This is a genomic window from Shewanella surugensis (genome assembly GCF_023284005.1).
Taxonomy (GTDB): Bacteria; Pseudomonadota; Gammaproteobacteria; order Enterobacterales; family Shewanellaceae; genus Shewanella; species Shewanella surugensis.
In genome coordinates this window covers 114,879-138,727 of the sequence record NZ_JAKIKS010000002.1, presented here as the reverse complement: position 1 = coordinate 138,727, position 23,849 = coordinate 114,879, and the positions used below count along the sequence as shown (strand labels likewise).

Sequence of the window (23,849 nt, the reverse complement as noted above, 5' to 3'; positions counted from 1 at the left end):
AAGCTTCCGAATACGGTCAAGCAAATGCATTAATTGAAGGTTTTGAGCCTCAATATGTTTTAGCTGACAGGGGTTATGACTCAGATGATTTTGTTAAAGCCATTGAAAATACAGGGGCTGTAGCCGTTATCCCCTCACGTAGAGGAAGAAAAGAACCCCGAATTCATGATACTGAGTTATATAAAGAGCGAAACCTTGTAGAACGATTATTTCAAAAATTGAAACAGTTCCGTAGAGTGGCTACGCGCTATGAGAGAAAGGCTAAGTACTATTTAGGGACGCTTCAATTAGCTGCTTCTATGATTTGGTTAGCGTAATTGTCAACGCCCCCTAGGCAGAGTTGAAAAAAGGTTTCACAAGATTGATTGAGTTGTTCTCGCCTGAAGCTCCCTTCATCTGACTTTTTAGCCAATTCAAGTAATAGCTCACAGGCTTTATTACCTATGACATCATCTCTTGTAGTTAAATTGCAAAGAATATCAATTGCTTCTTGATCATTATTAAATGAAAAATGCTTTAATGCATCAAAAGTATCGGTTAATTGAAGTTGATTAAATTGCTCTTCACTAATGCTTTCTGTTGAAAATAATGCATTAAATCTAACGGGTTGTTGTTTTGTGTCAGCAGGGGTTACACAGTCTAAAAATCGCGTGCTAGTTTCGGATATGGTGATCATGAAAAACCTTAGTTATTTAAAATATCATTATCGAAAGTAGAATATTTCTCTGCATATAATGATGTGTTTTAAATTCGGGAGGTAGGATAAAAAAAATGATTATGTCGCTATCTGGTTAGACCTGTTTATTATGGAATGGACTATCCGAACTTAACCGTTTAAGTCTATGTTATTAAACATTTTTCAGGTGTTTATTGTTGAAGTATTGGTTAAACTATAATTAATCTTCTTATATTTTTTATGGGTTTTTAGATGGGGGATGATTACTTCTTTGTTCTTGTTCTTGTTCTTGTTCTTGTTCTTGTTCTTGTTCTTGTTCTTGTTCTTGTTCTTGTTCTTGTTCTTTTTCTTTTTCTTGTCACTATTATTTAATTAAATATATTCTTTAAAAAAAACATGTGGTTGAGTTTTTTATTTAAAAGTCGGTATTACAAGGTAAATATTTACCTTACTTTAAAGGTCGAGTAAATTACTATTAATGTATTCAAATAGAAAGTAATGAAGATGGGGTTTGTTTTTCTTCTTATAGGAGGTTACTTCTGTAAGGTAGGCTTCATTATGAGCTTAGCTATTCTCTTAAAACAGCATCTGTGTCATTCATTCCTGATTAGAATACTAAACCTTTTCTATTGTTACAGGTTTTATCTTATGGGGAACTGGCTTACGAAAAAGACATGCCTGCGATCGATGGTTGCCATTATCTATCACCTTTGCAACGACTCGAGAACCAAAGGTTTGGCTATTGGCATTTTGTGTGAGCTTGATTCGAAGGGCAGTATTGTGGGGAGAAGGTTGGATCCGCGACATTTTTCAGGAGAAGTGACATAGGACGCTAAGGCAAGATCGCAAAGACGTTATCCATTAGGGCAAGAAAGTTTGTAAGTGGCGTTAGCGGGCAAGCAACAAATAGGCCAAGCGTTTACTGAGCAGTTTGATGCACCATTTATCTTGTCTCCCATTCTTGGACACCTTGAACTCATGCCTGTATATGACAGCATTAATCGACGTTATGGCGGTGGAATGCTATTTTTCACAGGGCAGCGCTGAGACTCTTTAACGCCACGATACACGACGCAGTGGCGGTGTTTACCGAATATCCGTTGCTGAAGGTTTACGAAGTCACTGTTTAAGCATTGGATGAACGAAACCAATTAAGCATTGAGTCTTTCAAATACCCCATGTAATTAGAGAGCTTAATTTCCCATGTCAGATTAGGGGTAAAGACGTGTTTGACGTTAGAGGAGCGTGCCGATATTTGTTCTGTGGCTGCTTTTGCATTGAGATCTTCAGAAGACATCGGAAGAATACGACTTTGATGGATCCCTTCTGGTATGGTTTTTCCTTGACCGTGATAGCCGGTTACTTTGACGCTATGAAATCCTAAGCAGCCTAAAGAGTCGCTAAATTCTTGTGCAAAAGGTTGGCGTTCAATGGTCTTTGTACTCCAAAAAAATAACCAAGGTTTACTGATGGTCGTCGGCTTACTCGCTTTACTTAACTCTGCTTCATTGAAAGAACTGATCCTGTTACTGTCAGCACTCCAACAGGCCGTAGTTCTAATATCGGAGAAATCTTTTCTCAGTCCTGCTTTTGCGAGTTCTTCAGCGAGTTTATAAGCTGTTTTACCTTCAGCTAATGTTGAGTTGATTTTGGGCGTGAGAGTATGACTACCTGCGCCGCCGTGACCGATGACATACAGTTTGTTGTTGTCGGGTGAAAGTTGCTGCAGATTATGTTCGCTCTGATTACTCGATACTTTTAGTTGTTTCAATACACTGGCATAAGTGGTGTATTCTTGTGCTAACTTGATTGTTTCTTCTAATTTTTGAGCGCTTGCAAATAATTTTCTACTTAACTCTGGTTTGATATTACGTATGTGTTCAGCATCTTGCTTATATTTTTGGAGAACGCCTTCTATATCTGTTTTTTCTCCCCGTGCTAGTTGTTCCAATTGTTGGTTTATTTTGTTTGCAGCATTTTCATAAGAAATTAATAATTTATTTTTTACTTGTTCAAACTGTGCTTTAGCATTGTCATCTTTAAGGATAACAGGATAGAGTGCTTTGCCCTGTTTGAGTCGATTTAGGTTATGGCCTAAACAAGCTAATACGGAGTCTTTTACGGCAAAGGGGCTATAAATCACGCCTTTTTTTTCGATTTTAAGCGTATTGCTTTGGCTGGTTGATTGATCGCAGGATATCCCTGTTAACTGCTTAGCGACAGATGACTGTGTACCACTACTTCTTTCGGTTTCATTGAGTAGAGGTTCCGATATGGATGCTGTGGATGGGGGATTTGTTGTTGAAATAAAGGGCATAATAGACTCTTAAATGATGATTGTATATTTTTATATGGTGTTAGCGATTGCTGGTGAAAATGTGGCAAATAGCATCAATTTTTTGATAGAAATACTCAATGATCGTGCCTAAATTTTGCGGAGAGTGCAGGCAAGCAATATCCACTAAGGCTTTAAGTTCATACCCTGTTGGGGTTTTAACTAACATGGCTTGTTCGAGTTCTAAAAAAGGTATGGGTTCTTGTAGCAGGGTGAAAATTTCAGCTGCTTGTTGAGTGATTAAAGCCGCTGTTAAATCATTAAAAGCAGACCATAACCATAATCGGTCATTTTCAATGCTGAGGGTAATATTGGGCAGTGAGTCAAATTCAAGATGAATACTGGAATGAGAGCGGAAGCCTGTTAGTTTCTCCGGTGGACATGCCAGTGACAGAAGCGCCTGCTCAACCAAATATTCTAAACTTTGATGATAGTGTTGTGAGAAAGAGAGAGGGGTCGATGTCTGCATATATTGGCTCAGTTATTGGATGTTTCAGTATGGCTTGAAGGATCACTTTGAGGCTAATATATTGCTTTGGTCTCACGTGATATATTAAAAATCAGCATTATTGCAATAAACTGGTAAGAGGAGGTAGTGACGGGTTAATCAAGTGGTACAGGGATAGTGATTCAAGATCTTTAAAGTAAGGGAATAAATTAATTTTCATATTGAATCCCACTGATTTTCATTGGTTTTTTACAGGGAGATTGAGAGGTTAGTGAAATGTAGGGATGAGACAGTAAGTGGGAGTAATAATCTGTAGCGTGTGTAAAAAACAAGTTAAAATGAAAAACGCGCAGTAAGAATAAACTTACTGCGCGTTATCAAAATTTGGTGGCCCCTCACAGACTCGAACTGTGGACCTAACGATTATGAGTCGTGTGCTCTAACCAACTGAGCTAAGGGGCCGACTTAAGGTAATCGTCATCACCGAAAGCGAGAGAGAGTATACGAACTTTAATGGAGCTTGTCACCTCTGATCTCAACAGAAAATGCTATATTTGATTCAAGTGCTTATCTGTTAATCAATCCATGGCTGATTTTTAATGATGGCGTCTTTATTTCATCATTAAATTGATGATGTTAAGCTCGCTATTGAGAGAAACTACGGCTGTAGACTCTGTTGGCGGATGACATTATCGGCTCAGTAGGAGCAACGGAGTGTATAGGAAGTATCATGTGGTGAATATTTGACCTATTATATCTAGAGATCATTTTGAACATGCACTCAGGATTGATGACAACAATGGGTCACATAAGTTGATAATATGACTGCTGATTTTTCAAATAAGGTCTCATCAAACATTGATCTTGAGCAGACATCGACGAGCCTTTTTTCATTTGAGCACCTTGATTGTACAACAAGTGTGGAGACTGCTACGACAGAAAAACAGCGCGTGCCATTGGTGGCCGAATTGCCATTATCAATAAGTTATAACGGCATTAATCACGTGGTCATGATGGTCTCTCCCTATGACTTAGATGATTTTATTCTGGGGTTTTCATTATCGGAAGCATTGATTAGTCAGCCAATACAGTTAAAAGATATTGAGTACCAACACACTGATTTAGGTATTGAAGCAAGTGTCACAATTAGTGAATGTGAGTTTAATGCCATGAAAAATAAACGCCGACAATTATCGGGGCGCACGGGTTGTGGTATTTGCGGTCGTGAAGCATTAGAAAGTCTCTGGTTAAATAATCCTCCTTTATCGGCATTACCTTTACCTCCAGCGTTATCGTTTCAAAATTTAAATCATAAAATTACACCTTGGCAACAACATGGACAAATCACGGGAGCCTTACATGCGGCATTATTTGTCACCAATGAAGGTGATATTCGGGTCTGCCGTGAAGATGTGGGCAGGCATAATGCGCTGGATAAGTTATTGGGCTTTATCTGTAAAGAAAAATATGATATCACCAGTGGCTTTGTCGTCATAACGAGTCGTTGTAGTTATGAGCTTATCCAAAAGCTTGCGCAGCATGGTATGGCGACATTAGCCTCTTTGTCAGCGCCGAGTTCTTTAGCGGTGACATGGGCCAGAAAATATAATATTAACCTCATTCATGTGCTTCATCGAGAGGCGCCTCGAGTGTATAACCGAAGTTCGTAATCATAGTTCATAAGCACAGCTTATAAGCTTAGTGTTACTCAAGATGTGACTAGGAGTCGTTATGAGTAAGAAGATAACGCAATACCACAATGCCGCAGGTGGATGGGGCGCGCTTGCGAGTACAGCGAAGCATCTCATTAAAAGTGAGAATATTGCAAAGAATATTCGTAATTTACTCAATACCAATCAAGATAAGGGCTTTGATTGTCCCGGTTGTGCTTGGGGGGACAATGATGAGGTGGGTCATTTTAAGTTTTGTGAAAATGGCGCCAAGGCGGTGAATTGGGAAGCGACCAGTAAAAGGGTCAGCAGCGATTTTTTTGCACAACATAAGCTCAGTTGGTTAAAGCAGCAAGAGGGTCATTATCTTGAATCTCAAGGGCGATTGCAGCAACCTTTATCTTACGATGCACACAGTGATTGCTATTTACCGATCAGCTGGGAGGATGCATTTGAATTGATCGCTAAAGAACTTAATCAACTGGACTCACCTGATCAGGCAGAGTTTTATACATCGGGTAGAACCAGTAACGAAGCGGCTTTCTTATATCAGTTATTTGTCAGAAAGTTTGGCACTAATAATTTTTCTGATTGCTCAAATATGTGTCATGAGGCCAGTGGTGTTGCGTTAAATCAAGCTTTTGGGATTGGTGCAGGAACGGTGCAACTTTTAGATTTTGATTATGCGGATGCGATTTTTGTTTTTGGGCAAAATCCAGGCAGTAATCATCCGAGAATGCTGGACAGTTTGTATAAGGCTTCTCATCGTGGCGCCCATATTGTGAGTTTTAATACCTTAAAAGAGCGTGGATTGGAACGTTTTTCCAGCCCTCAAAATGCGCTCGAAATGCTCAAGAACGGCTCAACGACTATCAGTAGTTTGTATTTAACGCCTAAACTAGGCGGTGATATGGCCGCGATTAGAGGCATGGTCAAGGCGATGCTAGCAATAGACAGACAACATAAAGAAAAACAACAAAAAAGTGTATTTGATGAGGGGTTTATAGCTCAACATTGTGAGGGATTGGAGCGGTATATTCAGCAAGTCGATGATACGGACTGGGAGGCGATTGAGGCGCAATCAGGACTCAGTCGCTTGCAAATAGAACAAGCTGCTCTTATACATCTTAAGGCTAAGCGGGTGATTTGTACTTGGGCTATGGGGGTGACGCAACATAAACATTCGGTTGCTACGATCCATGAAATCATTAATTTGCAGTTACTGCGTGGGCAACTGGGGAAGCATGGTGCAGGTTTATGTCCCGTAAGAGGACACAGTAATGTCCAAGGTGATCGCACCATGGGGATCAATGAGAAACCCTCAGCTGCTTTTCTTAAAAAATTGGGCCGTGTTTTTGATTTTCTCCCCCCAAAACAACCGGGACATAATACAGTACAAGCCATTAGAGCCATGTTGAATAAAGAAAGTAAGGTGTTTATTGGACTCGGTGGTAATTTTGCGGCGGCGACGCCAGATACACAACAGACTGAGCAGGCATTGAGTCAGTGTGCTTTAACGGTTCATGTTGCTACAAAATTGAATCGTAGCCATTTAGTGACAGGGAAAAAAGCGTTGATCTTACCTTGTTTGGGCCGAACTGATATTGATTTACAAGCGGGTGTACCACAGAGAGTCACCGTTGAGGATTCTTTTAGCATGGTTCATGCATCTGAAGGCGTGGTGCCCAGTGATATTGGTGAAATGCGCTCAGAGATCGCGATTATTGCGGGAATAGCACAAGCAACATTGGGGAGTGAAGCGATAGATTGGGCTTATTTTATTGAAGATTATGGGCGTATACGGGATAAAATCTCCCAAGTTTTGCCTAAGTTTAAAGATTTCAATAATAAAATCAATCAAGCCGGTGGCTTCTATTTGGGGAATTTTGTGGCGCAATACCATTGGCAAACACCGTCAGCGAAAGCGCAAATTATGGCATATCCATTACCTGAGTCTATTTTAGCGTTTACACCGGATGAATTAACCGATCAGCCGAGTTTTGTCTTACAAACGTTACGCTCCCATGATCAATACAATACAACAATCTACGGTATGGATGATCGATATCGTGGGATCCATGGTCAACGCAAGGTGTTGATGATGAATAAGCAGGATATAGAAACCTTAGGCTTAATGCACTTAGATAAAGTGATCTTGACATCGTTATGGCCAGATAAGATAAACCGACAGCTTTCAGGTTTTACTGTGATTGAGTATGAGATCCCTCTTGGTAATGTTGCCGCTTATTATCCAGAAGCTAACCCTTTGGTACCGCTAGAAAGTGTTGGGGAGTTAAGTGATACGCCAACCTATAAATCCATTGCCATTACTGTGGTTAAAGATTCGGCTAGGATCCGAGTGAATACGCAAGTATAAATGTATCTCAGAACGAGAGGGGAAAGCCCACAATAAAAAGCCCAACGATAATCGTTGGGCTTTTTGAATCATTCATATTAAAGACGTTGTTGAACTATTCGTCTAGGAATGACTTTAAGATCTCAGAGCGTGAAGGATGACGTAATTTACGTAAAGCCTTTGCTTCAATTTGACGAATACGTTCGCGGGTCACATCAAACTGTTTACCGACTTCTTCTAACGTATGATCCGTATTCATATCGATACCGAAACGCATGCGTAATACTTTTGCTTCACGGGCAGTCAGACCGGCTAAGACTTCATGAGTGGCGTTTTTCAAACTTTCGCCAGTGGCTGAATCTAGCGGTAACTCAAGTGTGGTATCTTCGATAAAATCACCTAAGTGTGAATCTTCATCATCACCAATGGGCGTTTCCATTGAGATAGGCTCTTTGGCAATTTTAAGCACTTTACGGATTTTATCTTCAGGCATTAACATGCGCTCTGCCAATTCTTCAGGTGTAGGTTCACGACCCATTTCTTGAAGCATTTGACGAGAGATACGGTTAAGTTTATTAATCGTTTCAATCATATGAACAGGTATACGAATTGTACGAGCCTGATCGGCGATTGAACGAGTAATCGCCTGACGGATCCACCACGTAGCATAAGTTGAGAACTTATAACCACGACGATATTCAAACTTATCAACCGCTTTCATTAGACCAATATTACCTTCTTGAATAAGATCCAAGAATTGTAAGCCGCGGTTAGTGTATTTTTTAGCGATAGAAATAACCAAACGTAAGTTGGCTTCAACCATTTCTTTCTTAGCACGACGTGCTTTTGCTTCACCGATTGACATGCGACGGTTAATATCTTTAATCGCACCAATGGCAAGGCCGGTTTCATTTTCAATGGCATCGAGTTTAGCACGGCAGCGCTGTACATCGTATTCAACCATTTTTAGCCCTTCGGCATAAGGCTTACCCGACGCAAGCTCAACATTGAACCATTCAATGCTGCTCTCATTACTGGTATAACCTTTAACGAAGTTTTTCTTCGGCATTTTGGCCTGTTCAACGCAGAGCTTCATAATTAAACGCTCTTGAATACGCACTTTATCCATCATGGCACGCATATTTTTCACTAAGCTATCAAACTGCTTAGGCATTAAACGGAATTCTTTAAAAATCTCACCGATTTCAAACAGGGCTAATGTCGACTCAGCATGGCCACGCCCTTTAAGAGCAATGACTTTTAATGCACTTTCATGTGCCTCTCTTAACTGAGTGAAGCGTTCAGCCGCTTCTTCTGGATCGGGTCCTTTTGGTCCTTCCTCTTCTTCATCGTCATCCTCGCTGTCGTTATCTTCATCGGCGAGTTCAGTATCAGATAATTCTGAACCAATATGTGTTGCGGTTGGTGCAACATCATCTGCATTAGGATCAATGAAACCTGAAATAATATCAGATAAGCGAATTTCTTCCGCTTTGTAACGATCATATTGATCGAGAATCATACTAATGGCTTGTGGGTATTCAGCCACTGAAGCTTGAACCGTGTTGATGCCTTCTTCTATACGTTTGGCAATCACAATCTCGCCTTCACGGGTGAGAAGTTCAACGGTACCCATTTCGCGCATATACATACGAACAGGATCGGTTGTGCGGCCGAGTTCGGCTTCTACGGTGGCCAGTGCCGCCGCGGCTTCTTCTGCAGCATCATCATCAGTGCTGTCTTCAGACATCATAATGTCATCGGCATCGGGCGCCTGCTCGTAGACCCGGATCCCCATGTCATTAATCATCTGGACAATATCTTCAATCTGGTCGGCGTCGACCATATCAGCAGGTAAGTGGTCGTTCACTTCTGCATAGGTTAAATAACCTTGCTCTTTACCTTTGGCAAGCAACAATTTAAGTTGCGACTGCGGAGTGTGATCCATAGATATCATCCAAGTTGGGGGTAACAGTTAAAACGACGGGACAGTATATGCCACGCAAATCGTCAATTATAGCCTTGTACGCTTCCTTGTGCTAGTCAAAGCAGTGAATTTTGCATATTTTTTATGCTAAACTTTTACTTGCATGACCAAGATAAGTTTTTGAAGCTGTATCCATTCTTCTTTTGTCAGTTCTTGTTTGAGACTGAGTGCCTGATATCGCTGCTCAATATATTGATTGTTCAGCCAAACCAGAGTCTCTTTTAACTTTTGCAGTAAATTTTCATCCGCCACTTGATGATCCCATTGGGCTAATTTATTCAGGATGTTGACTTGTTTGTCTCCCCTGAAATGTTCAAGTAGTTGTGCGCTGCTTATTACTTGCTGTCGAGTTAAGGTTAATACTAAGCTGAGCAAATCAATGCCCGGCAGTTGTATGTGGTGTAAAGCCGGTTGCTCAGGCAAACCAAATCCTAGCTGCGGATGCTGCACTAGAAGTGCAACGGCGAGTCGCAAAGGCGTTCCTCGTCCTGTTAGTGTTCGTTTTTTGGTCTGTTTATTTTGTGCTTTAGAGACAAAATTAAACTTACGCTTGAGTTCATCGGCATTGTTCATTCTTAGCTTATGTGCCAGCTCTTCCAGCAACAAGCTTTGTAATACGGTGTCTTGTATTTTTTCAATCAGTTTAATGGCATTTTTTGCCAGAAGACTTTTATCATCTTTACTGTGCTTTTTAGCCAGATTATCAAATAAAAAATTGGATAAAGGCTTCGCTTGAGTCATTTGTGCTTCAAATGCCTCTTTACCTACTTCTCGGATCATGCTGTCAGGATCTTCACCTTCACGAATAAACATAAAGCGTATTTGTACACCGGGTTTTAATAATGGCAGCGCGGTCTCTAATGCTCGCCAAGCGGCTTCTTGTCCTGCTCTGTCACCATCATAACAACAGATGACCTCTCTCGTGCTCCGAAGCAATAATTGGAATTGTTCCGTGGTCGTCGCCGTGCCTAATGAGGCCACTGCATAATCAACTCCAAATTGACCGAGTGCAACCACATCCATATAGCCCTCAACAATCAATATTTGTTGGGGATTCTTATGTCGTTGCTTAACTTCATACAGGCCATATAACTCATTACCCTTGTGAAATATGGGCGTTTCTGGAGAATTCAAGTATTTTGGTGTGCCTTCACCTAATACCCGCCCGCCAAATCCTATCACTCTGCCACGCCTATCTCGGATAGGGAACATTAATCGGTCTCGAAATCGGTCATAACGTTTGCCGTTATCATTTTCGATGACCATCCCTGCAGTGAGCAGTTTACTTTGTGCATCATGACTTTGCCGATAGCGGCTCAGTAAACCATCCCAGCCATCGGGAGCAAAGCCAATATTGAAGTGCGCTATGATTTCTTTTGACAGGCCTCGATAGTCAAGATAGTCGAGGACCTTTTGTTTATCATCATGTTGCCTAAGCTGATTTTGATAGAATAAACTGGCTTCTTCCATTAATTGATATAAGTCGCGACTTAAGCCTATATCTTGTGGCTTTCGACTGCCTTGCTCTTGAGGCACTTCAAGCCCAAGTTGTCCGGCAAGTTCATCGATGGCATCGATAAAATCAAGACGATCGTACTCCATAACAAAATCAATCGCATTGCCATGGGCGCCACAACCAAAACAATGATAAAACTGCTTATCTCGACTCACGGTAAATGACGGTGATTTTTCACTATGAAATGGGCAACAGGCAGAGTGATTTTTACCTGCTTTTTTTAAAGGCACTTTAGCGTCAATAAAATCGACTATATCGATGCGAGCTATAAGCTCATTAATGAAATCACGAGGTATCGCCATTTTTTGGAAAAAAACCGCCTTTATAAACCGATTATTTAGACAATAATGCTATAGTTTAGTGTTGATTATTGAACAAAATACTCAAGGGTTTAAACAAACAAGCCGTGCGATTGCACGGCTTGTTCATACATTAAACTCTATTTTATTGAAGCTTTGCTTTAATCATAGCACCAATCGATGCCATGTCAGCTCTACCCAATACTTTAGGTTTCAATGCTCCCATTACTTTGCCCATATCCGCCATGGATGATGCTGACATTTCAATAATGCTTGCATCCACTAACGCTGCAATTTCCTCTTCAGTGAGAGGTTGAGGCAAGAACTTTTCAAGGATCTGAATTTCTTCTGCTTCGATTTGCGCTAGGTCGTTTCGTCCTGCTGCGGCATATTGCGCAAGAGAATCACGACGTTGTTTCACCATTTTGGTTAACACTGCTATGGTTTGCTCATTAGTCAGAGTTTCGCGGGTATCCACTTCAATCTGCTTAACGGCTGCCAATGCCATACGAATCGTCCCCAAGCGCACCTTTTCTTTGGCACGCATGGCGTCTTTCATTTGGTCTTTTAGCTGATTAACTAGGCTCATAAGAGATTAATATAAACGTACGCGACGCGCATTTTCACGAGAAAGCTTCTTAGCAAGACGCTTGATCGCAGCGGCTTTAGCACGTTTACGTGCAGTAGTAGGCTTCTCGTAGAACTCACGAGCGCGAACGTCGGCTAAGATACCAGCTTTTTCACAAGAGCGCTTGAAACGACGTAAAGCTACGTCAAATGGTTCATTTTCACGTACTTTAATAATTGGCATACGCCATCACCCCTTAGGTGTCGGTTGTGTGGGTCAAGATTGTACAGACCCAAGTTAATTTAAAAATGGTGCGAAATTCTATACCGATTGACTAGCATTTGTAAAGTCTTTCACACGATTGAAATGCACTTAGCGAACATTGATGTGATTTTGATGCGTGCATAACTGGTGTAATTATGGCTCAGCAGGTAGAATTAGTCTTCATTTTATCTATTAAAAAGACGGAAAATAATGCGGGTTTTAGGTATTGAAACATCTTGTGATGAGACGGGAATTGCGATTTATGACGATAAACAAGGCTTGTTATCTCACACTTTATATAGTCAAGTAAAGTTACATGCTGACTATGGGGGTGTTGTGCCCGAACTGGCTTCAAGAGATCATGTACGCAAGATTATTCCCTTAGTACGTCAAGCATTAAGTGATGCTTCAATGGAGATTGGGCAACTGGATGGTATTGCCTATACCAAGGGACCCGGTTTGATTGGTGCCTTACTTGTCGGTGCTTGCGTTGGACGTGCATTGGCTTTCTCGTGGGATAAGCCTGCTATTGGTGTACATCATATGGAAGGGCATTTATTAGCGCCCATGCTTGAAGATGATGCCCCCGATTTTCCGTTTTTAGCCTTACTCGTGTCCGGCGGTCATTCTATGCTGGTCGCTGTTGAGGGGATCGGTCGTTATGAGGTGTTGGGGGAGTCGCTTGATGATGCAGCAGGTGAGGCATTTGATAAAACGGCTAAATTAATGGGGCTTGATTACCCTGGTGGGCCGAGGTTATCTAAGTTGGCAGCGAAAGGAAAAGCGGGTTGTTATCGTTTTCCGAGACCCATGACGGATAGACCTGGGCTTGATTTTAGTTTTTCAGGTTTGAAAACATTTACTGCCAATACCATTGCATCAGAGCCTAATGATGCACAAACTCGGGCCAATATTGCTTATGCTTTCGAAGAGGCTATTGTGGATACTTTGGCCATAAAATGCCGCAGAGCGTTGAAGCAAACGGGTTATACACGCTTGGTGGTCGCCGGAGGCGTGAGTGCCAATACTCGCTTACAAATATCGTTGGCTGAGATGATGAAAAAAGAAGCTGGCAAGGTTTATTATCCCAGAGGCGAGTTTTGTACCGATAATGGTGCCATGATTGCTTATGCAGGCTTACAGCGATTAAAAGCGGGACAAGTGGATGACTTAGCGGTTAAAGGGCAGCCAAGATGGCCACTCGATAGCTTACCTCCAATATCATAGCGCATCATTAAAGTGATGCTGTGATTCAATATCAGCGGGTCTGATTCCTCGCAGCTTGCTGCGGGGGGGGGGGGGGGGTTATAAGACATTTATTTAGGTGTCTTTTTTTTACGAGTCAACTTTGTTTCATCACCTTGACGAAGCCTGATAATATTGTCTTTATGACGAATAATAATGAGTACTGATAACATAGCAACGGGTAAGGCGAAACGCTCATCTAGCCACCAAGTATAAACGGGGGCCATTATTGCGGCAGATATGGCAGCAAGCGATGAATAGCGTGTGATTAAAGCCACCAGTATCCAAGTACCAATGAGGCAGAGCGCTAAATCACCGCCAATCGGAACCATTGCGCCAAAGGCCGTGGCGACGCCTTTACCTCCTTTAAAACCAAAGAAAATGGGATAAATATGACCGAGACAGGCCGCAATCGCAATCACGCCGAGAAAGACAGGATTGACCCCTAAAATGAAGGCAAGGTAAGCGGGGACGGCACCTTTGAGCATATCAAAAACCAGCACCATGATTGCGGTACTGATTCCGCCAAAACGCATGACATTGGTTGCACCTGGGTTTTTTGAACCTTGGGTTCTAGGATCGGGAAGACCCCGCAAGCGACAAATCAAGATGGCACTGGAAATTGAGCCCGCTAAATATGCAGCAAGGATCATTGTAAATGTCAGTGCAGTTATACTCAAATTGGTTTCCTTATCCGTCTTAAGGTATCATCGCGCCACTCAATAAAGACGCTTTCGTTACCCCCATCATACTCTAGGTTATACCTTGGATGTTAACGAGTTTACTTTGAGTGATTAAAATCCATTTTTAGTGTGACTATTTAGTCGACGATTAACAATAAAGCTTAAGATGGAATGTTAATGCGCATTAGCCATTTCTTATCCTACTCGGGTTTTTGGCGAGAGAAAAGAAGACAAGTGACATTAATCATGATTTGGATTATATAATCATGGTTGAATGGCTTAGATCTCGGTATTTTTTATTTTGGAGATGAATAATGGATAAAGTATTAATTCGTGAACTGAAAGTAGAAACGGTCATTGGCATTTATGAATGGGAAAAACAAATCCATCAAAATTTATTGATTGATCTGGATATGGATTTTGATATTCGTGAAGCGGCTAGTTCAGATGATTACCAATTCGCATTATGCTATGAAACGGTTTCTAACCGCTTGATTGAGTTAATTACGGAAAAACCCATTGATCTCATTGAGACGGTTGCTGAAAGGGTTGCTCAGTGTGTGATGGAAGAGTTTGGTGTACGTCGGGTTAAGGTTAAAGTGATGAAACCGGGTGCTGTGCCTGCGGCAAAGGCTGTGGGTGTTGAAATAGTACGAGGACACGATTAAATATGGCAACAATATACATCAGTATAGGCAGTAATATTGAGCCAGAACAATATTTAAAAGCGGCGTTAGTCGATTTAGAACGTGAGTTCGGTGTGTTAGATTTATCTTCCGTATTTGAAAGTGAAGCCATTGGTTTTCAAGGGAATAACTTTTTAAATATGGTGGTGTCAGCTCAAACCTTATTGTCGATTGAAGCCGTTGTGGCTATTTTTAAGCAAATTGAGAAAGAGCATGGGCGATTACCGGGGGTAAAGAAGTTTAGCGCGAGAACGTTAGATTTAGATTTATTACTGTATGACGACCAGGTTTGTCAGCAACCGATAGCATTACCGCGTGATGAAATTGTAAAAAATGCTTTTGTGTTATGGCCATTAGCTGAAATTGCACCGCTGGTTGAACATCCCATTGCTAAACAAACTTATGCGGTTTTATGGGACGCATATGATAAACAAACACAGCGATTATGGCCTGTTGATTTTCAATGGCAAAGTGAGAGATAACGCTGAGCATTACTTTTATTTTTTAATCCACCTAAAGCGATTTATCGGTTGTTCATCGCTTGTTTTTAGGCAATTCATTGGATATTTATGGACACTTTTCAAGTCATTATTTTAGCTCTTATTCAGGGGCTTACAGAATTCTTACCGATTTCAAGTTCAGCGCATTTGATTTTACCTGCCCAGCTATTAGGCTGGCAAGATCAAGGGTTATCGTTTGATGTTGCAGTGAATACAGGTTCTCTACTGGCTGTGGTGATGTATTTTCGTCGTGAACTGTATTCGATGCTTACAGCATGGAGCGGTAGTATCATTAGTCGTAAACAGAATGAAGAGAGTCGGTTGGCTTGGTGGATTATTCTGGCCACGATCCCGGCTGTCATTGTCGGCTTTACAGCGAAAGATTTTATTGCCACTCATTTTCGTAATATCGAAGTGATTGCCGCCACCACCATTATATTTGGTTTATTGCTATGGTGGGCAGATCGAATGAGTCGTGAAGGATTGAGTGAGTTCCAAGTGGGTTGGAAGAAAGCATTATTTATTGGCTTGGCTCAAGCAGTGGCCTTGATCCCAGGCACGTCTCGTTCTGGCATCACTATGACCGCAGGCTTAATGCTCGGATTAACCCGTGAAGCGGCTGCGCGTTTTTCTTTTCTGATGTCTGTTCCCGTCAGCTTAGGCGCTGCGATATTGGTAACAAAAGATCTGATTTCGAGTGGTCAAGCGATCGATTATCAAGCATTAGGACTGGGTATTGTGGTGTCATTCTTGTCGGCTTACCTTTGTATCCATTATTTCTTAAAAATCATTAGTAAAATGGGAATGACGCCTTTTGTTATTTATCGATTGCTATTAGGTGCGGTGCTTTGTGGTTTTATTTTTCTTTAACGGTGAATTGATTAGATGAAGATGAAAAGTATTTATTTATGTCCAACGTGCACTCAGCCATTGTGGATACATCAAGCTTCACAAGGCCTGTATTGTGAGAACAAACATCATTTTGACAAGAGTGAGCAGGGTTACTGGATTTTTAGTGTCGCGAAAAAGCCAAAATTAGACTCGAGGCAAGTCATGCGCGCTAAACGTTACTTACTGGAGAGTGGCGTATTTTCACCTTTGATTAAAACCATGGGCGAAATATTGAGTGATTGTGTGAGTGATATAGCGGTATTACAGCAAGCCCAATTGACACAATTAGACTTTGATTGTGGAGAAGGCTTTTATATGCGGGCATTAGCGAGTCAGCTTAACATTGATCTTCCTGCAATATCGTTAGTACAGACAGGGATCGCAGAAGCGGAAAATGCTTTGTTTGCTGCCGCAAAATCAGCACCCAGTAGTACTTATATCACGAGTCATTTTAAGTCATTACCCTTCGCTGATAGTAGTTTTGACTTAGTCACTTTGATTGATAAGCCTTTAAAAGGGAAAGAACTGCCTAGAGTTTTGAAAAATAATGGCGTTTTATTGCAAGTCATACCCGCTCCTAGGCATTTGTGGCAGATAAAATCACATATTTATACAGATCTGACAGAGAAAGCACTAGACTTAAGTGTACCAAGCGGGTTTGAATTGTTAAAAAGTCAACGAGTCGCTTTCACTTTGCCTTGCACAGGCGAGCAAGCGTTAACGTTACTGGATATGACACCTTATGCATGGAGAGTCAGTGAAAAAGTACGTAAGAAAATAGGTTTGGCGTATTTTGATACTGTCGAAATTGATTTTGTAGTGAATCTAATGGTAAAAACAGAGGATCTGAATTAAGGTGTTTGGCTCTAATCTACGATCTTGAGCTTGATAACATGGTGAAGAGAGTCCATTTAATCATAGGAAAGAGTGACAGATGATACGTTCATTGTTGTGGTTCATCTTAGTATTATACCCTTTCACAAGTGTGGCCAATGTGTATCCACTTCCTGAAAAGGGGAGTCGATTAGTGGGTGAGATACAACGACATATTGTTCAAAAAGGGGAATACTTTCAAACGATTGCAAAAGATTACGATATCGGTATTTTAGAGCTGATGGCTGCTAATCCTGGGGTTGATCCTTTTTTACCTAAGCAGGGAACGCTACTGATCATTCCGACAGAAATGTTATTACCGGATGTGCCGCGAGAGGGAGTGGTGATTAACCTTCCTGAGCTGAGGTTGTATTACTTCCCAAAAGGGAAACAAAAGGTCTACGTGTTTCCCGTCGGTATTGGGCGTATTGGTCGCGAAACGCCTATTATGATCACTAAGGTTAAATCTCGGATCCCCAATCCAACATGGACACCGCCAGCGAGTATTCGCAAAGAACACCTTGAAGAGCGGGGCGAAGTCCTTCCCTCTGTGGTGCAACCTGGGCCCGATAATCCACTAGGGAAATTTGCTATTCAGTTAGCTTATGGAACGGGAAGTTACCTGATCCATGGAACCAATCAAAACTTTGGTATAGGGATGCGGGTGAGTTCTGGCTGTATACGCTTAAGCCCAGATAATATTGAATGGTTGTTTAATAATATTAAACGCGGTGAGAAAGTTACCATAATAAATCAAGTCGTTAAAACCTCATCTGAGCCAAGCGGTCGTAAGATTATTGAGGTGCATTCTCCTTTGTCAAAAACCAAAGTAGAGCAAGTACAAGTCGTTAATTGGAGCTCAAAAAATCTTAAGTTTATGAGCCAGTTTGATATTGATATCAGCACTGCGGATGAAGCCATTATGCTGAAAAATGGTTTGCCCGTTGATGTGGGTCTCTTTCGGTAAATAAAAAATAACAGTAAGATGAAAGCAAGCGTCCACAAAGGGCGTTTTTTTATGTTTATCATTGACGGGAACGAATATTTGAAATGAATTTATGTGTGGATTTTATTAATGAGGAGAGGAAAACATTGGCAACATCAATGGTTTTTTGATGTTGCCAATACTGACATATTACTTGCTATAAGACGAAGCAATATTGTCGATACGGTCATTTGCTCTTTTTGCTTCAGCTTCTGCATTCATCGCTGCGGCTTTGGTGTCTCTCATGTCTGCAGACATTTTAGCTTGATCAGATGACATCGCATTCACTTGCGCTGATAGTTGATCGACTTTATTGCTTAATTTTTCGATGTCGCCAGTCGAGGCGCAACCGCCGAGCATAACAGTCATAGCAACACCAGCAATCATCAGTACTTTTTTGTTCATTGGGAAATCCCTTCAAGTCAGTTAGTTTAAATTGAACAGTTATGCAGTATAACCGCAACAAGTTAATTATGGCATAGCAAACTGAATTTGCTATGCCATTTACGCTAAGCACTGTATACCTTAGACAATATTGCTATAAATGCAAGCCCAGTAAGGAGAATAATAGCGCTCCTTTACTTTGGTATACATAGGCTTAGTCAATCGTAAGACTTTTTACTAAATTATCTGTTTTTTTTGTTTATAAACTGTATAGCTTCTTTAACGATTTTACTTCGTTCTATATTGAGTTGTTGTTTGATTGCAGCACCTTTAAACCCAGCGTCAATAATGGGTTTAACGGAAACTGAGGCGGCAGCTTTGTAACATTTATGTAAGTAGTTGGCTTGTGGGTAGTCGATATGTTCAAATCCCGTTCTTCCTCTTGCATCGGCTTCACACACTAAAGCCAATTGGTTTAGACGTTCAGGTTTACGCCAGAAGTCGGCTTTATTAAATATTTTTATGAGTGTTTCAGCACGTAGCTGACTAATGTTGTGGATATTTTGATGTTGATCGCTTGTTAGCAATGCTAAATCTAGATAACGGTTAGGGATCCGTAGTCGAGCACACATCTGCTTAATGAGTGTGAGCCCTTTTTGTCCATGGCCATGGTGTTTGGGTAAGTGCTCTTTTGGACTTAAGGCTTTGCCGAGATCATGGACCAGTGCTGCAAACCGCACAGCGTTATCATTGCTAAGCAAACTGGCTTGTTTCAATACCATCATGGTATGAATGCCACTATCAATCTCTGGATGCCATTTTTCAGGTTGAGGAACGCCAAACAAGGCATCAATTTCAGGAAAAAGGATCTCAAGGGCTTGGCATTGTCTTAATACCGTAAAAAAGATCTGAGGCGCATTGGTTGAGAGGGCATGATCTAATTCTTGATAGACACGCTCGGGGGTTAATGCTGCAAGCTCTCCACTGAGGCTTAATTGTGTCATGAGGGCTAATGTCTCATTTGCGATGCTAAACCCCTGTTGATGGTAGCGAGCGGCAAAGCGTGCGACGCGTAATACCCTGAGTGGATCTTCAACAAAGGCTGGAGACACATGTCTAAGCACACCTTGTTTAATGTCATCTAACCCACCGAAAGGGTCAAATAGTGCGCCAGAGTCATCTTGAGCGATTGCATTAATGGTTAAATCTCGGCGTTGTAAGTCTTGCTCTAGGGTGACATCAGCTGCAGCATAACAATGAAAGCCGCCATAACCCGAAGCAATTTTTTTTTCCGTTCGGGCCAATGCATATTCTTGTTGAGTGTTAGGGTGTAAAAAAACCGGGAAGTCCTTACCGACTTGTTTGTAGCCCTTAGAAAGCATTTCTTTTGGGGTAGAGCCAACGACTAGGTAATCTCGATCTTTTATCGGTAATTTTAATAATGTATCTCTGACTGCGCCGCCAACAAGGTATATTTTCACAATGACTGATTTTAATTAAAGAAGGGGTGAGAATAAGCTTAACATGGCAAAATTTGAAACCAAAATTATCTGGAGGTTTATAATGTCAGGATGTTTTGACTGTAAAATAGAGTCGTAAATTTTGACAAAAATGCCACTTGCCTTTACCTTGGTCAAGACTTTTTATTAAGGATTTCTGTTAGTATGTACAAGGCTTTTTATGGACTCAATGATAACCCTTTTTCCATCGCTCCGAATCCCCATTATTTATTTTTAAGTGGCAGGCATCGGGAAGCATTAGCGCATTTAACGTATGGCCTGGGGGAAACGGGAGGTTTTGTACTATTAACGGGTGAAGTGGGCACAGGAAAAACCACGGTTTCTCGCCGTTTATTAAATCAGTTACCTGACAATACTGATACTGCATTTATCTTAAACCCATCATTAACAGAGCAAGAATTATTGGCGACCGTATGTGATGAGTTAGGCATAATTTATACGGACAATCCGAGTATAAAGCAATTGACCGATCTGATCAGTCGATTCTTGTTAGATAATCATCAAGCATCACGTAATACCGTATTAATTATTGATGAAGCCCAGCATTTACGTCCTGAAGTGCTGGAACAATTGCGCTTATTAACGAATTTAGAAACCGATACCAAGAAATTATTACAAGTTATTTTAATTGGTCAGCCTGAATTGCAGCAATTATTAAAGCGACAAGAGCTAAGACAATTGGCGCAAAGGATCACTGCTCGATATCATTTATTACCCTTAACTTATGATGACGTAGGCTTTTATATATTGCATCGTTTACAAGTGGCCGGTCGGCAGCAATTGTTATTTAATCGGGGTGCGATTAAAGCGCTACATCAATACAGTGGCGGCATTCCAAGGTTAATTAACTTAATCGCTGAGCGAGCATTGATGGCTGGCTTTGCGAATAGTTGCAGTATGATTGATGCAAAAATGGTAAAAGCCGCCTCCTATGAAGTGTCTGGTGAAGATGAGGAGCAAAGCAGCAGGCTTTTCCCTTGGATTGCAGGCTTAGTGTCGCTCAGTATCTTTTCCTTGGCTTTTTATTTCTTTTATGTCGAAAAAAATCATGCCGTTGTTGTTCAACAAACACCAGCTGCCATGGCTTTACCACTGCCTTTAGCAAGGGGGACTTCGGTTGACAAAGTGACTCCAGCCCGTTTAACAAAGCAAGACCCGTCGCTCGATACGCCCAATATGGCGTCTTCACTATTAACATTGGCCATAGAGCAGAGTCGTCATTTGGAGCCCGCTTATGCCAGTTTGTTACAGGCATGGGGAAAGACACCTTATATCGGTCTCAGTGGTTGCCAAGCGGCGGGAATGCAGGCATTGAGGTGTTTTCAGCTGCAAGGTAGCTTGGTACAGTTATTGAAGCTCAATTATCCTGCGGTTGTCTATTTAGTCGATGATAAGCAGCAAGTGTTTTATGGGACTTTATTAGCAAAAGAAGGAGAGCAAGTCTTATTACAGCTTAATGAGCAGCAATTATGGGTCAGTCAAAGCTGGTTTAATACACATTTTTCGGGCACTTATGAAGTCTTTTCTGAAGCTGCTTCAGCGCCTTTAGTGGTTGATGAACAAGCGAGTTTGAATCAATTGCAATGGTTAGAGAATAGTCTAGCGTTGGTGTCGGGTCGTCCACCTCGCTTAGTGAGTCATTTTGATAACGATCTTAAAAATGAACTGAAAGCTTTTCAACTGCAACACGGATTGAAGTCAGATGGTATTGCGGGAAGTAACACCTTATCGCAGTTGAATTTATATTTAAGCACTGCAGGCCCTAGGCTAGAAAATGCAGGAGGGCGTTATTAATGTCGATTTTATTAGATGCGGTTACGCGTGCTAAGCAGCAAGAAGTGAATATGGATCCTATTTTAGCCCCGCGAGCCGATAGTTACGCCAATAAAAAGGCCAGTTCATTGAACAGAAAAGTGATTATTTTAACAATGATTATTTTATTATCAGTGATGTTAGCGTGGTTTATGAGTCGCCTATTTTTAAATGAGCCAAGCCTATCTAAAGTCCAATCATCTCGCTTATTGGTCTCTGATAGCCAGAAAGTCACTGATGAGGTAAAGCCGTCTCAACGTATCACTGAGGCTTCAGTAGAGAACGCTCCCTTGTTATCAGGGGTTCAGTTTGTGGGTAAAGTGGCTTTGCCCGTTCCCCAAGCATTGCCCAATGTGGAGCCTGAGCCCGTCATGTGGGTTTCAGATAAAACGGGTCACATAATACCGCTGGAAACGGCTGCAGAAAAAAAATTGACATCAAAGAAAGTGGCTTCAAGAGAAGAAAATGAAAACGTTCAGTCGCGAGCCTCTCATTTAGACGCCAAGCCTATCATGCTCGGTGCAAATATGAATCAAAAAGGCCAAGATGTATTGGCAGCGCTTAAAAAAGAAGTGGCGATTGCGGCATCGGCAGTAGGAATGGAAGAAAAGCCTGCCGCAGCGAAAGTAGACAAAATACCATTATCGAGTGAAACGTTAGCCGCTTCGAAGCATCATAATGGGGTTGATCAAGTTAATTCTGGAAGCGAAGACAATGCCTTATTAGTGGACGCGCTTCAGAAAGCATTAAGAGAAGTTGAAAGAGATAATAATACTCAGCAAAAAGATGGAGAGCCGCAGACGGAGGCTAAAACGCATGCTGAAGCTATTCCTAAATATGGGCAATTACCCGCATCAGTCCAGTTACAAGTTCCTGAATTTAGTATCGATGGTCATGTTTATGCGAGCTCTGTTGATAAGCGTTGGTTGAATGTTGATGGGGTAGAGTTACAGCAAGGGGGAGTGATTCAGGGGAAACTAAAGGTCATCGAAATACGCCCACAAGATGTGGTACTTGAGATCTCGGGGAATAAGTTTTCTGTTCCTGCAGCATAAGAGCTGGGTGGCATTGCCATCCACACAGTGGCTTGGGTATTAAGTTTAGCGCTTAAGCTTCGCTTAATGGCAGGTCGTGAGTTCCCACTCACACAGGGCCAAAGGGGATCAACAGCAATCCCCCTTGGAACCCTATGCTGCCCCTGACGGAGTAGAAGCACTTCAATTTTCGATGAACAAAAATATTTATCGCCTCATATTCGCCGTCCTTGGCTCAACTAAGGCTATTGTCGACATCCTGTCTTAATCACAATATTTCTATCGAAAAATGAAGTAACTCCGATGGGGGATCTAAAAGCAAAAATAGTGTATTTCTTCGAGTTGGCTTTTGTGAGAGGAGCAGTGAATGAAAGGATTTATTTAGGATAGTCAGTGAAAATTGTGAGCGAGATCTATTCTTTACTGAGGTTTTAGTACAAATTAGTGATACAAACCGTCATCGCTGGTAGATCTGGACTCAACTTATGTATGCCCCAAAACGATTTACGATCTATTGCCTGTAACATAACTATGCCACTTCACTAACGATATAAACACTGAACGAGTCACTACTTGGTTTCTAGAAAAGTGGCCGTTTATCACACACTCCAATGTGTGCTACTGTTATCCTAGGTCTTACAAAATCAATAAATTAAGTTGTTATCGTTACCTTTAATAGCGGGTTTGACAACAATAACTATTCGGTTTTATAGGTTAGTATCAATAAGATAGGTGCTATTGCTGCTATGTAAAAAGGATTTGATATGAAAAAATCTATTTTAATCTTAGCGTTATTTACATCCCAAGTTATCGCTGAAGATTGTTCTGTTGAAGATAGAGTCAGTGTGTACAATACTCTTAAAGTCAAACTTGAAAAAATGCATGAGCTTATCCCCGCCTTGAAGCCAAGTGAAAAGGAATTCTATAAGGAAGTAGATGACAATCTTTACTCAAAGCCAGATAAATACAAGCGCTTTTTAACTGATAAAGCTTTCGTCATCTATAGTAATACAAAAGTTATAGATAATCATTTACATTGGGTTAATCAGGCTATTTACGCTTTGCAGACAAGCAATTAAAAGCTAGAAACACATGCTTTTAGTAGATTAATGATAGG

23 protein-coding genes and 1 tRNA gene are annotated in these 23,849 nt (G+C 41.2%); 13 read left to right on the top strand and 11 right to left on the bottom strand.

Annotated features, from left to right (window positions below; genetic code table 11):
- Nucleotides 1-317, top strand: a 317-nt coding sequence (locus L2764_RS01400) for a transposase (RefSeq protein WP_248938449.1), incomplete at its 5' end; no start/stop codon positions are given.
- On the opposite strand, the gene L2764_RS01395 is transcribed toward L2764_RS01400, so the two are convergent.
- Nucleotides 284-676: a hypothetical protein gene (locus L2764_RS01395; protein ID WP_248938448.1), complete on the bottom strand. Its 393-nt coding sequence runs from the start codon at nucleotides 674-676 to the stop codon at nucleotides 284-286. The genes L2764_RS01400 and L2764_RS01395 overlap by 34 nt on opposite strands.
- An 882-nt stretch (nucleotides 677-1,558) precedes the next feature.
- Here L2764_RS01395 and L2764_RS01390 point away from each other — a divergent pair.
- Entirely contained in the window at nucleotides 1,559-1,723 is a 165-nt protein-coding gene (locus L2764_RS01390) for a DUF4113 domain-containing protein (RefSeq protein WP_248938447.1), read from the top strand.
- Nucleotides 1,724-1,802: 79 nt separating this feature from the next.
- Here L2764_RS01390 and L2764_RS01385 read toward each other — a convergent pair whose 3' ends face one another.
- The 3 genes from L2764_RS01385 to L2764_RS01375 form a co-directional block, all read right to left on the bottom strand.
- Nucleotides 1,803-2,993, bottom strand: a complete 1,191-nt coding sequence (locus L2764_RS01385; RefSeq protein ID WP_248938446.1) for a hypothetical protein — start codon at nucleotides 2,991-2,993, stop codon at nucleotides 1,803-1,805.
- A gap of 40 nt (nucleotides 2,994-3,033) precedes the next feature.
- Nucleotides 3,034-3,480 carry an InvB/SpaK family type III secretion system chaperone gene (locus L2764_RS01380; protein ID WP_248938445.1) on the bottom strand — a complete coding sequence of 149 codons (447 nt, stop codon included), beginning with the start codon at nucleotides 3,478-3,480 and terminating at the stop codon, nucleotides 3,034-3,036.
- 364 nt (nucleotides 3,481-3,844) lie between these two features.
- Nucleotides 3,845-3,921, bottom strand: a tRNA-Ile gene (locus L2764_RS01375).
- Nucleotides 3,922-4,280: 359 nt separating this feature from the next.
- Between L2764_RS01375 and fdhD the strand changes: the two genes are divergently transcribed.
- Together fdhD and L2764_RS01365 are read left to right on the top strand one after the other, a co-directional pair.
- Entirely contained in the window at nucleotides 4,281-5,129 is an 849-nt protein-coding gene (gene fdhD / locus L2764_RS01370) for a formate dehydrogenase accessory sulfurtransferase FdhD (RefSeq protein WP_248938444.1), read from the top strand.
- Between the two features lie 61 nt (nucleotides 5,130-5,190).
- On the top strand, nucleotides 5,191-7,506 hold the full coding sequence (locus L2764_RS01365; RefSeq protein ID WP_248938443.1) for an FdhF/YdeP family oxidoreductase: 2,316 nt from the start codon (nucleotides 5,191-5,193) through the stop codon (nucleotides 7,504-7,506).
- Between the two features lie 94 nt (nucleotides 7,507-7,600).
- Here L2764_RS01365 and rpoD read toward each other — a convergent pair whose 3' ends face one another.
- From rpoD to rpsU, 4 genes are all read right to left on the bottom strand, one after another.
- Nucleotides 7,601-9,433 (bottom strand): RNA polymerase sigma factor RpoD, encoded by a 1,833-nt coding sequence (gene rpoD, locus L2764_RS01360; protein WP_248938442.1) that lies wholly within the window; start codon nucleotides 9,431-9,433, stop codon nucleotides 7,601-7,603.
- A 126-nt stretch (nucleotides 9,434-9,559) separates the two neighbouring features.
- On the bottom strand, nucleotides 9,560-11,290 hold the full coding sequence (gene dnaG / locus L2764_RS01355) for a DNA primase (RefSeq protein ID WP_248938441.1): 1,731 nt from the start codon (nucleotides 11,288-11,290) through the stop codon (nucleotides 9,560-9,562).
- Between the two features lie 142 nt (nucleotides 11,291-11,432).
- A complete protein-coding gene (locus L2764_RS01350) occupies nucleotides 11,433-11,876 on the bottom strand; it encodes a GatB/YqeY domain-containing protein (protein ID WP_248938440.1) in 444 nt (147 codons plus the stop codon).
- 6 nt (nucleotides 11,877-11,882) lie between these two features.
- Nucleotides 11,883-12,098 carry a 30S ribosomal protein S21 gene (gene rpsU / locus L2764_RS01345; protein WP_020911290.1) on the bottom strand — a complete coding sequence of 72 codons (216 nt, stop codon included), beginning with the start codon at nucleotides 12,096-12,098 and terminating at the stop codon, nucleotides 11,883-11,885.
- Nucleotides 12,099-12,329: 231 nt separating this feature from the next.
- Between rpsU and tsaD the strand changes: the two genes are divergently transcribed.
- Complete coding sequence (gene tsaD / locus L2764_RS01340) at nucleotides 12,330-13,346, top strand: tRNA (adenosine(37)-N6)-threonylcarbamoyltransferase complex transferase subunit TsaD (RefSeq protein ID WP_248938439.1); 1,017 nt, start codon at nucleotides 12,330-12,332, stop codon at nucleotides 13,344-13,346.
- Nucleotides 13,347-13,435: 89 nt separating this feature from the next.
- Here tsaD and plsY read toward each other — a convergent pair whose 3' ends face one another.
- On the bottom strand, nucleotides 13,436-14,044 hold the full coding sequence (plsY, locus tag L2764_RS01335) for a glycerol-3-phosphate 1-O-acyltransferase PlsY (protein WP_283106875.1): 609 nt from the start codon (nucleotides 14,042-14,044) through the stop codon (nucleotides 13,436-13,438).
- A gap of 317 nt (nucleotides 14,045-14,361) precedes the next feature.
- Between plsY and folB the strand changes: the two genes are divergently transcribed.
- The 5 genes from folB to L2764_RS01310 all read left to right on the top strand — a co-directional run bounded on the left by folB (nucleotide 14,362) and on the right by L2764_RS01310 (nucleotide 17,964).
- Nucleotides 14,362-14,715 carry a dihydroneopterin aldolase gene (gene folB / locus L2764_RS01330; protein ID WP_248938438.1) on the top strand — a complete coding sequence of 118 codons (354 nt, stop codon included), beginning with the start codon at nucleotides 14,362-14,364 and terminating at the stop codon, nucleotides 14,713-14,715.
- A gap of 2 nt (nucleotides 14,716-14,717) precedes the next feature.
- Nucleotides 14,718-15,215, top strand: coding sequence for a 2-amino-4-hydroxy-6-hydroxymethyldihydropteridine diphosphokinase (gene folK / locus L2764_RS01325; RefSeq protein WP_248938437.1), 498 nt, complete (start codon nucleotides 14,718-14,720; stop codon nucleotides 15,213-15,215).
- A gap of 87 nt (nucleotides 15,216-15,302) precedes the next feature.
- Nucleotides 15,303-16,103, top strand: a complete 801-nt coding sequence (locus L2764_RS01320) for an undecaprenyl-diphosphate phosphatase (RefSeq protein ID WP_248938436.1) — start codon at nucleotides 15,303-15,305, stop codon at nucleotides 16,101-16,103.
- A 21-nt stretch (nucleotides 16,104-16,124) separates the two neighbouring features.
- On the top strand, nucleotides 16,125-16,979 hold the full coding sequence (locus L2764_RS01315; protein ID WP_248938456.1) for a putative RNA methyltransferase: 855 nt from the start codon (nucleotides 16,125-16,127) through the stop codon (nucleotides 16,977-16,979).
- A gap of 79 nt (nucleotides 16,980-17,058) precedes the next feature.
- A complete protein-coding gene (locus L2764_RS01310) occupies nucleotides 17,059-17,964 on the top strand; it encodes a L,D-transpeptidase family protein (RefSeq protein ID WP_248938435.1) in 906 nt (301 codons plus the stop codon).
- Between the two features lie 168 nt (nucleotides 17,965-18,132).
- Here L2764_RS01310 and L2764_RS01305 read toward each other — a convergent pair whose 3' ends face one another.
- Together L2764_RS01305 and L2764_RS01300 are read right to left on the bottom strand one after the other, a co-directional pair.
- Nucleotides 18,133-18,387 (bottom strand): Lpp/OprI family alanine-zipper lipoprotein, encoded by a 255-nt coding sequence (locus L2764_RS01305; protein ID WP_248938434.1) that lies wholly within the window; start codon nucleotides 18,385-18,387, stop codon nucleotides 18,133-18,135.
- Nucleotides 18,388-18,608: 221 nt separating this feature from the next.
- Nucleotides 18,609-19,847, bottom strand: coding sequence for a multifunctional CCA addition/repair protein (locus L2764_RS01300; RefSeq protein WP_248938433.1), 1,239 nt, complete (start codon nucleotides 19,845-19,847; stop codon nucleotides 18,609-18,611).
- A 183-nt stretch (nucleotides 19,848-20,030) separates the two neighbouring features.
- Here L2764_RS01300 and L2764_RS01295 point away from each other — a divergent pair, with 183 nt between their 5' ends.
- The 3 genes from L2764_RS01295 (at nucleotide 20,031) to L2764_RS01285 (ending at nucleotide 23,811) form a co-directional block, all read left to right on the top strand.
- Entirely contained in the window at nucleotides 20,031-21,680 is a 1,650-nt protein-coding gene (locus L2764_RS01295; RefSeq protein WP_248938432.1) for an ExeA family protein, read from the top strand.
- Entirely contained in the window at nucleotides 21,680-22,753 is a 1,074-nt protein-coding gene (locus L2764_RS01290) for a general secretion pathway protein GspB (protein ID WP_248938431.1), read from the top strand. The genes L2764_RS01295 and L2764_RS01290 overlap by 1 nt, the downstream gene beginning before the upstream one ends.
- Nucleotides 22,754-23,496: 743 nt before the next feature.
- Nucleotides 23,497-23,811, top strand: a complete 315-nt coding sequence (locus L2764_RS01285; RefSeq protein WP_248938430.1) for a hypothetical protein — start codon at nucleotides 23,497-23,499, stop codon at nucleotides 23,809-23,811.
- Nucleotides 23,812-23,849 lie beyond the last annotated feature (38 nt).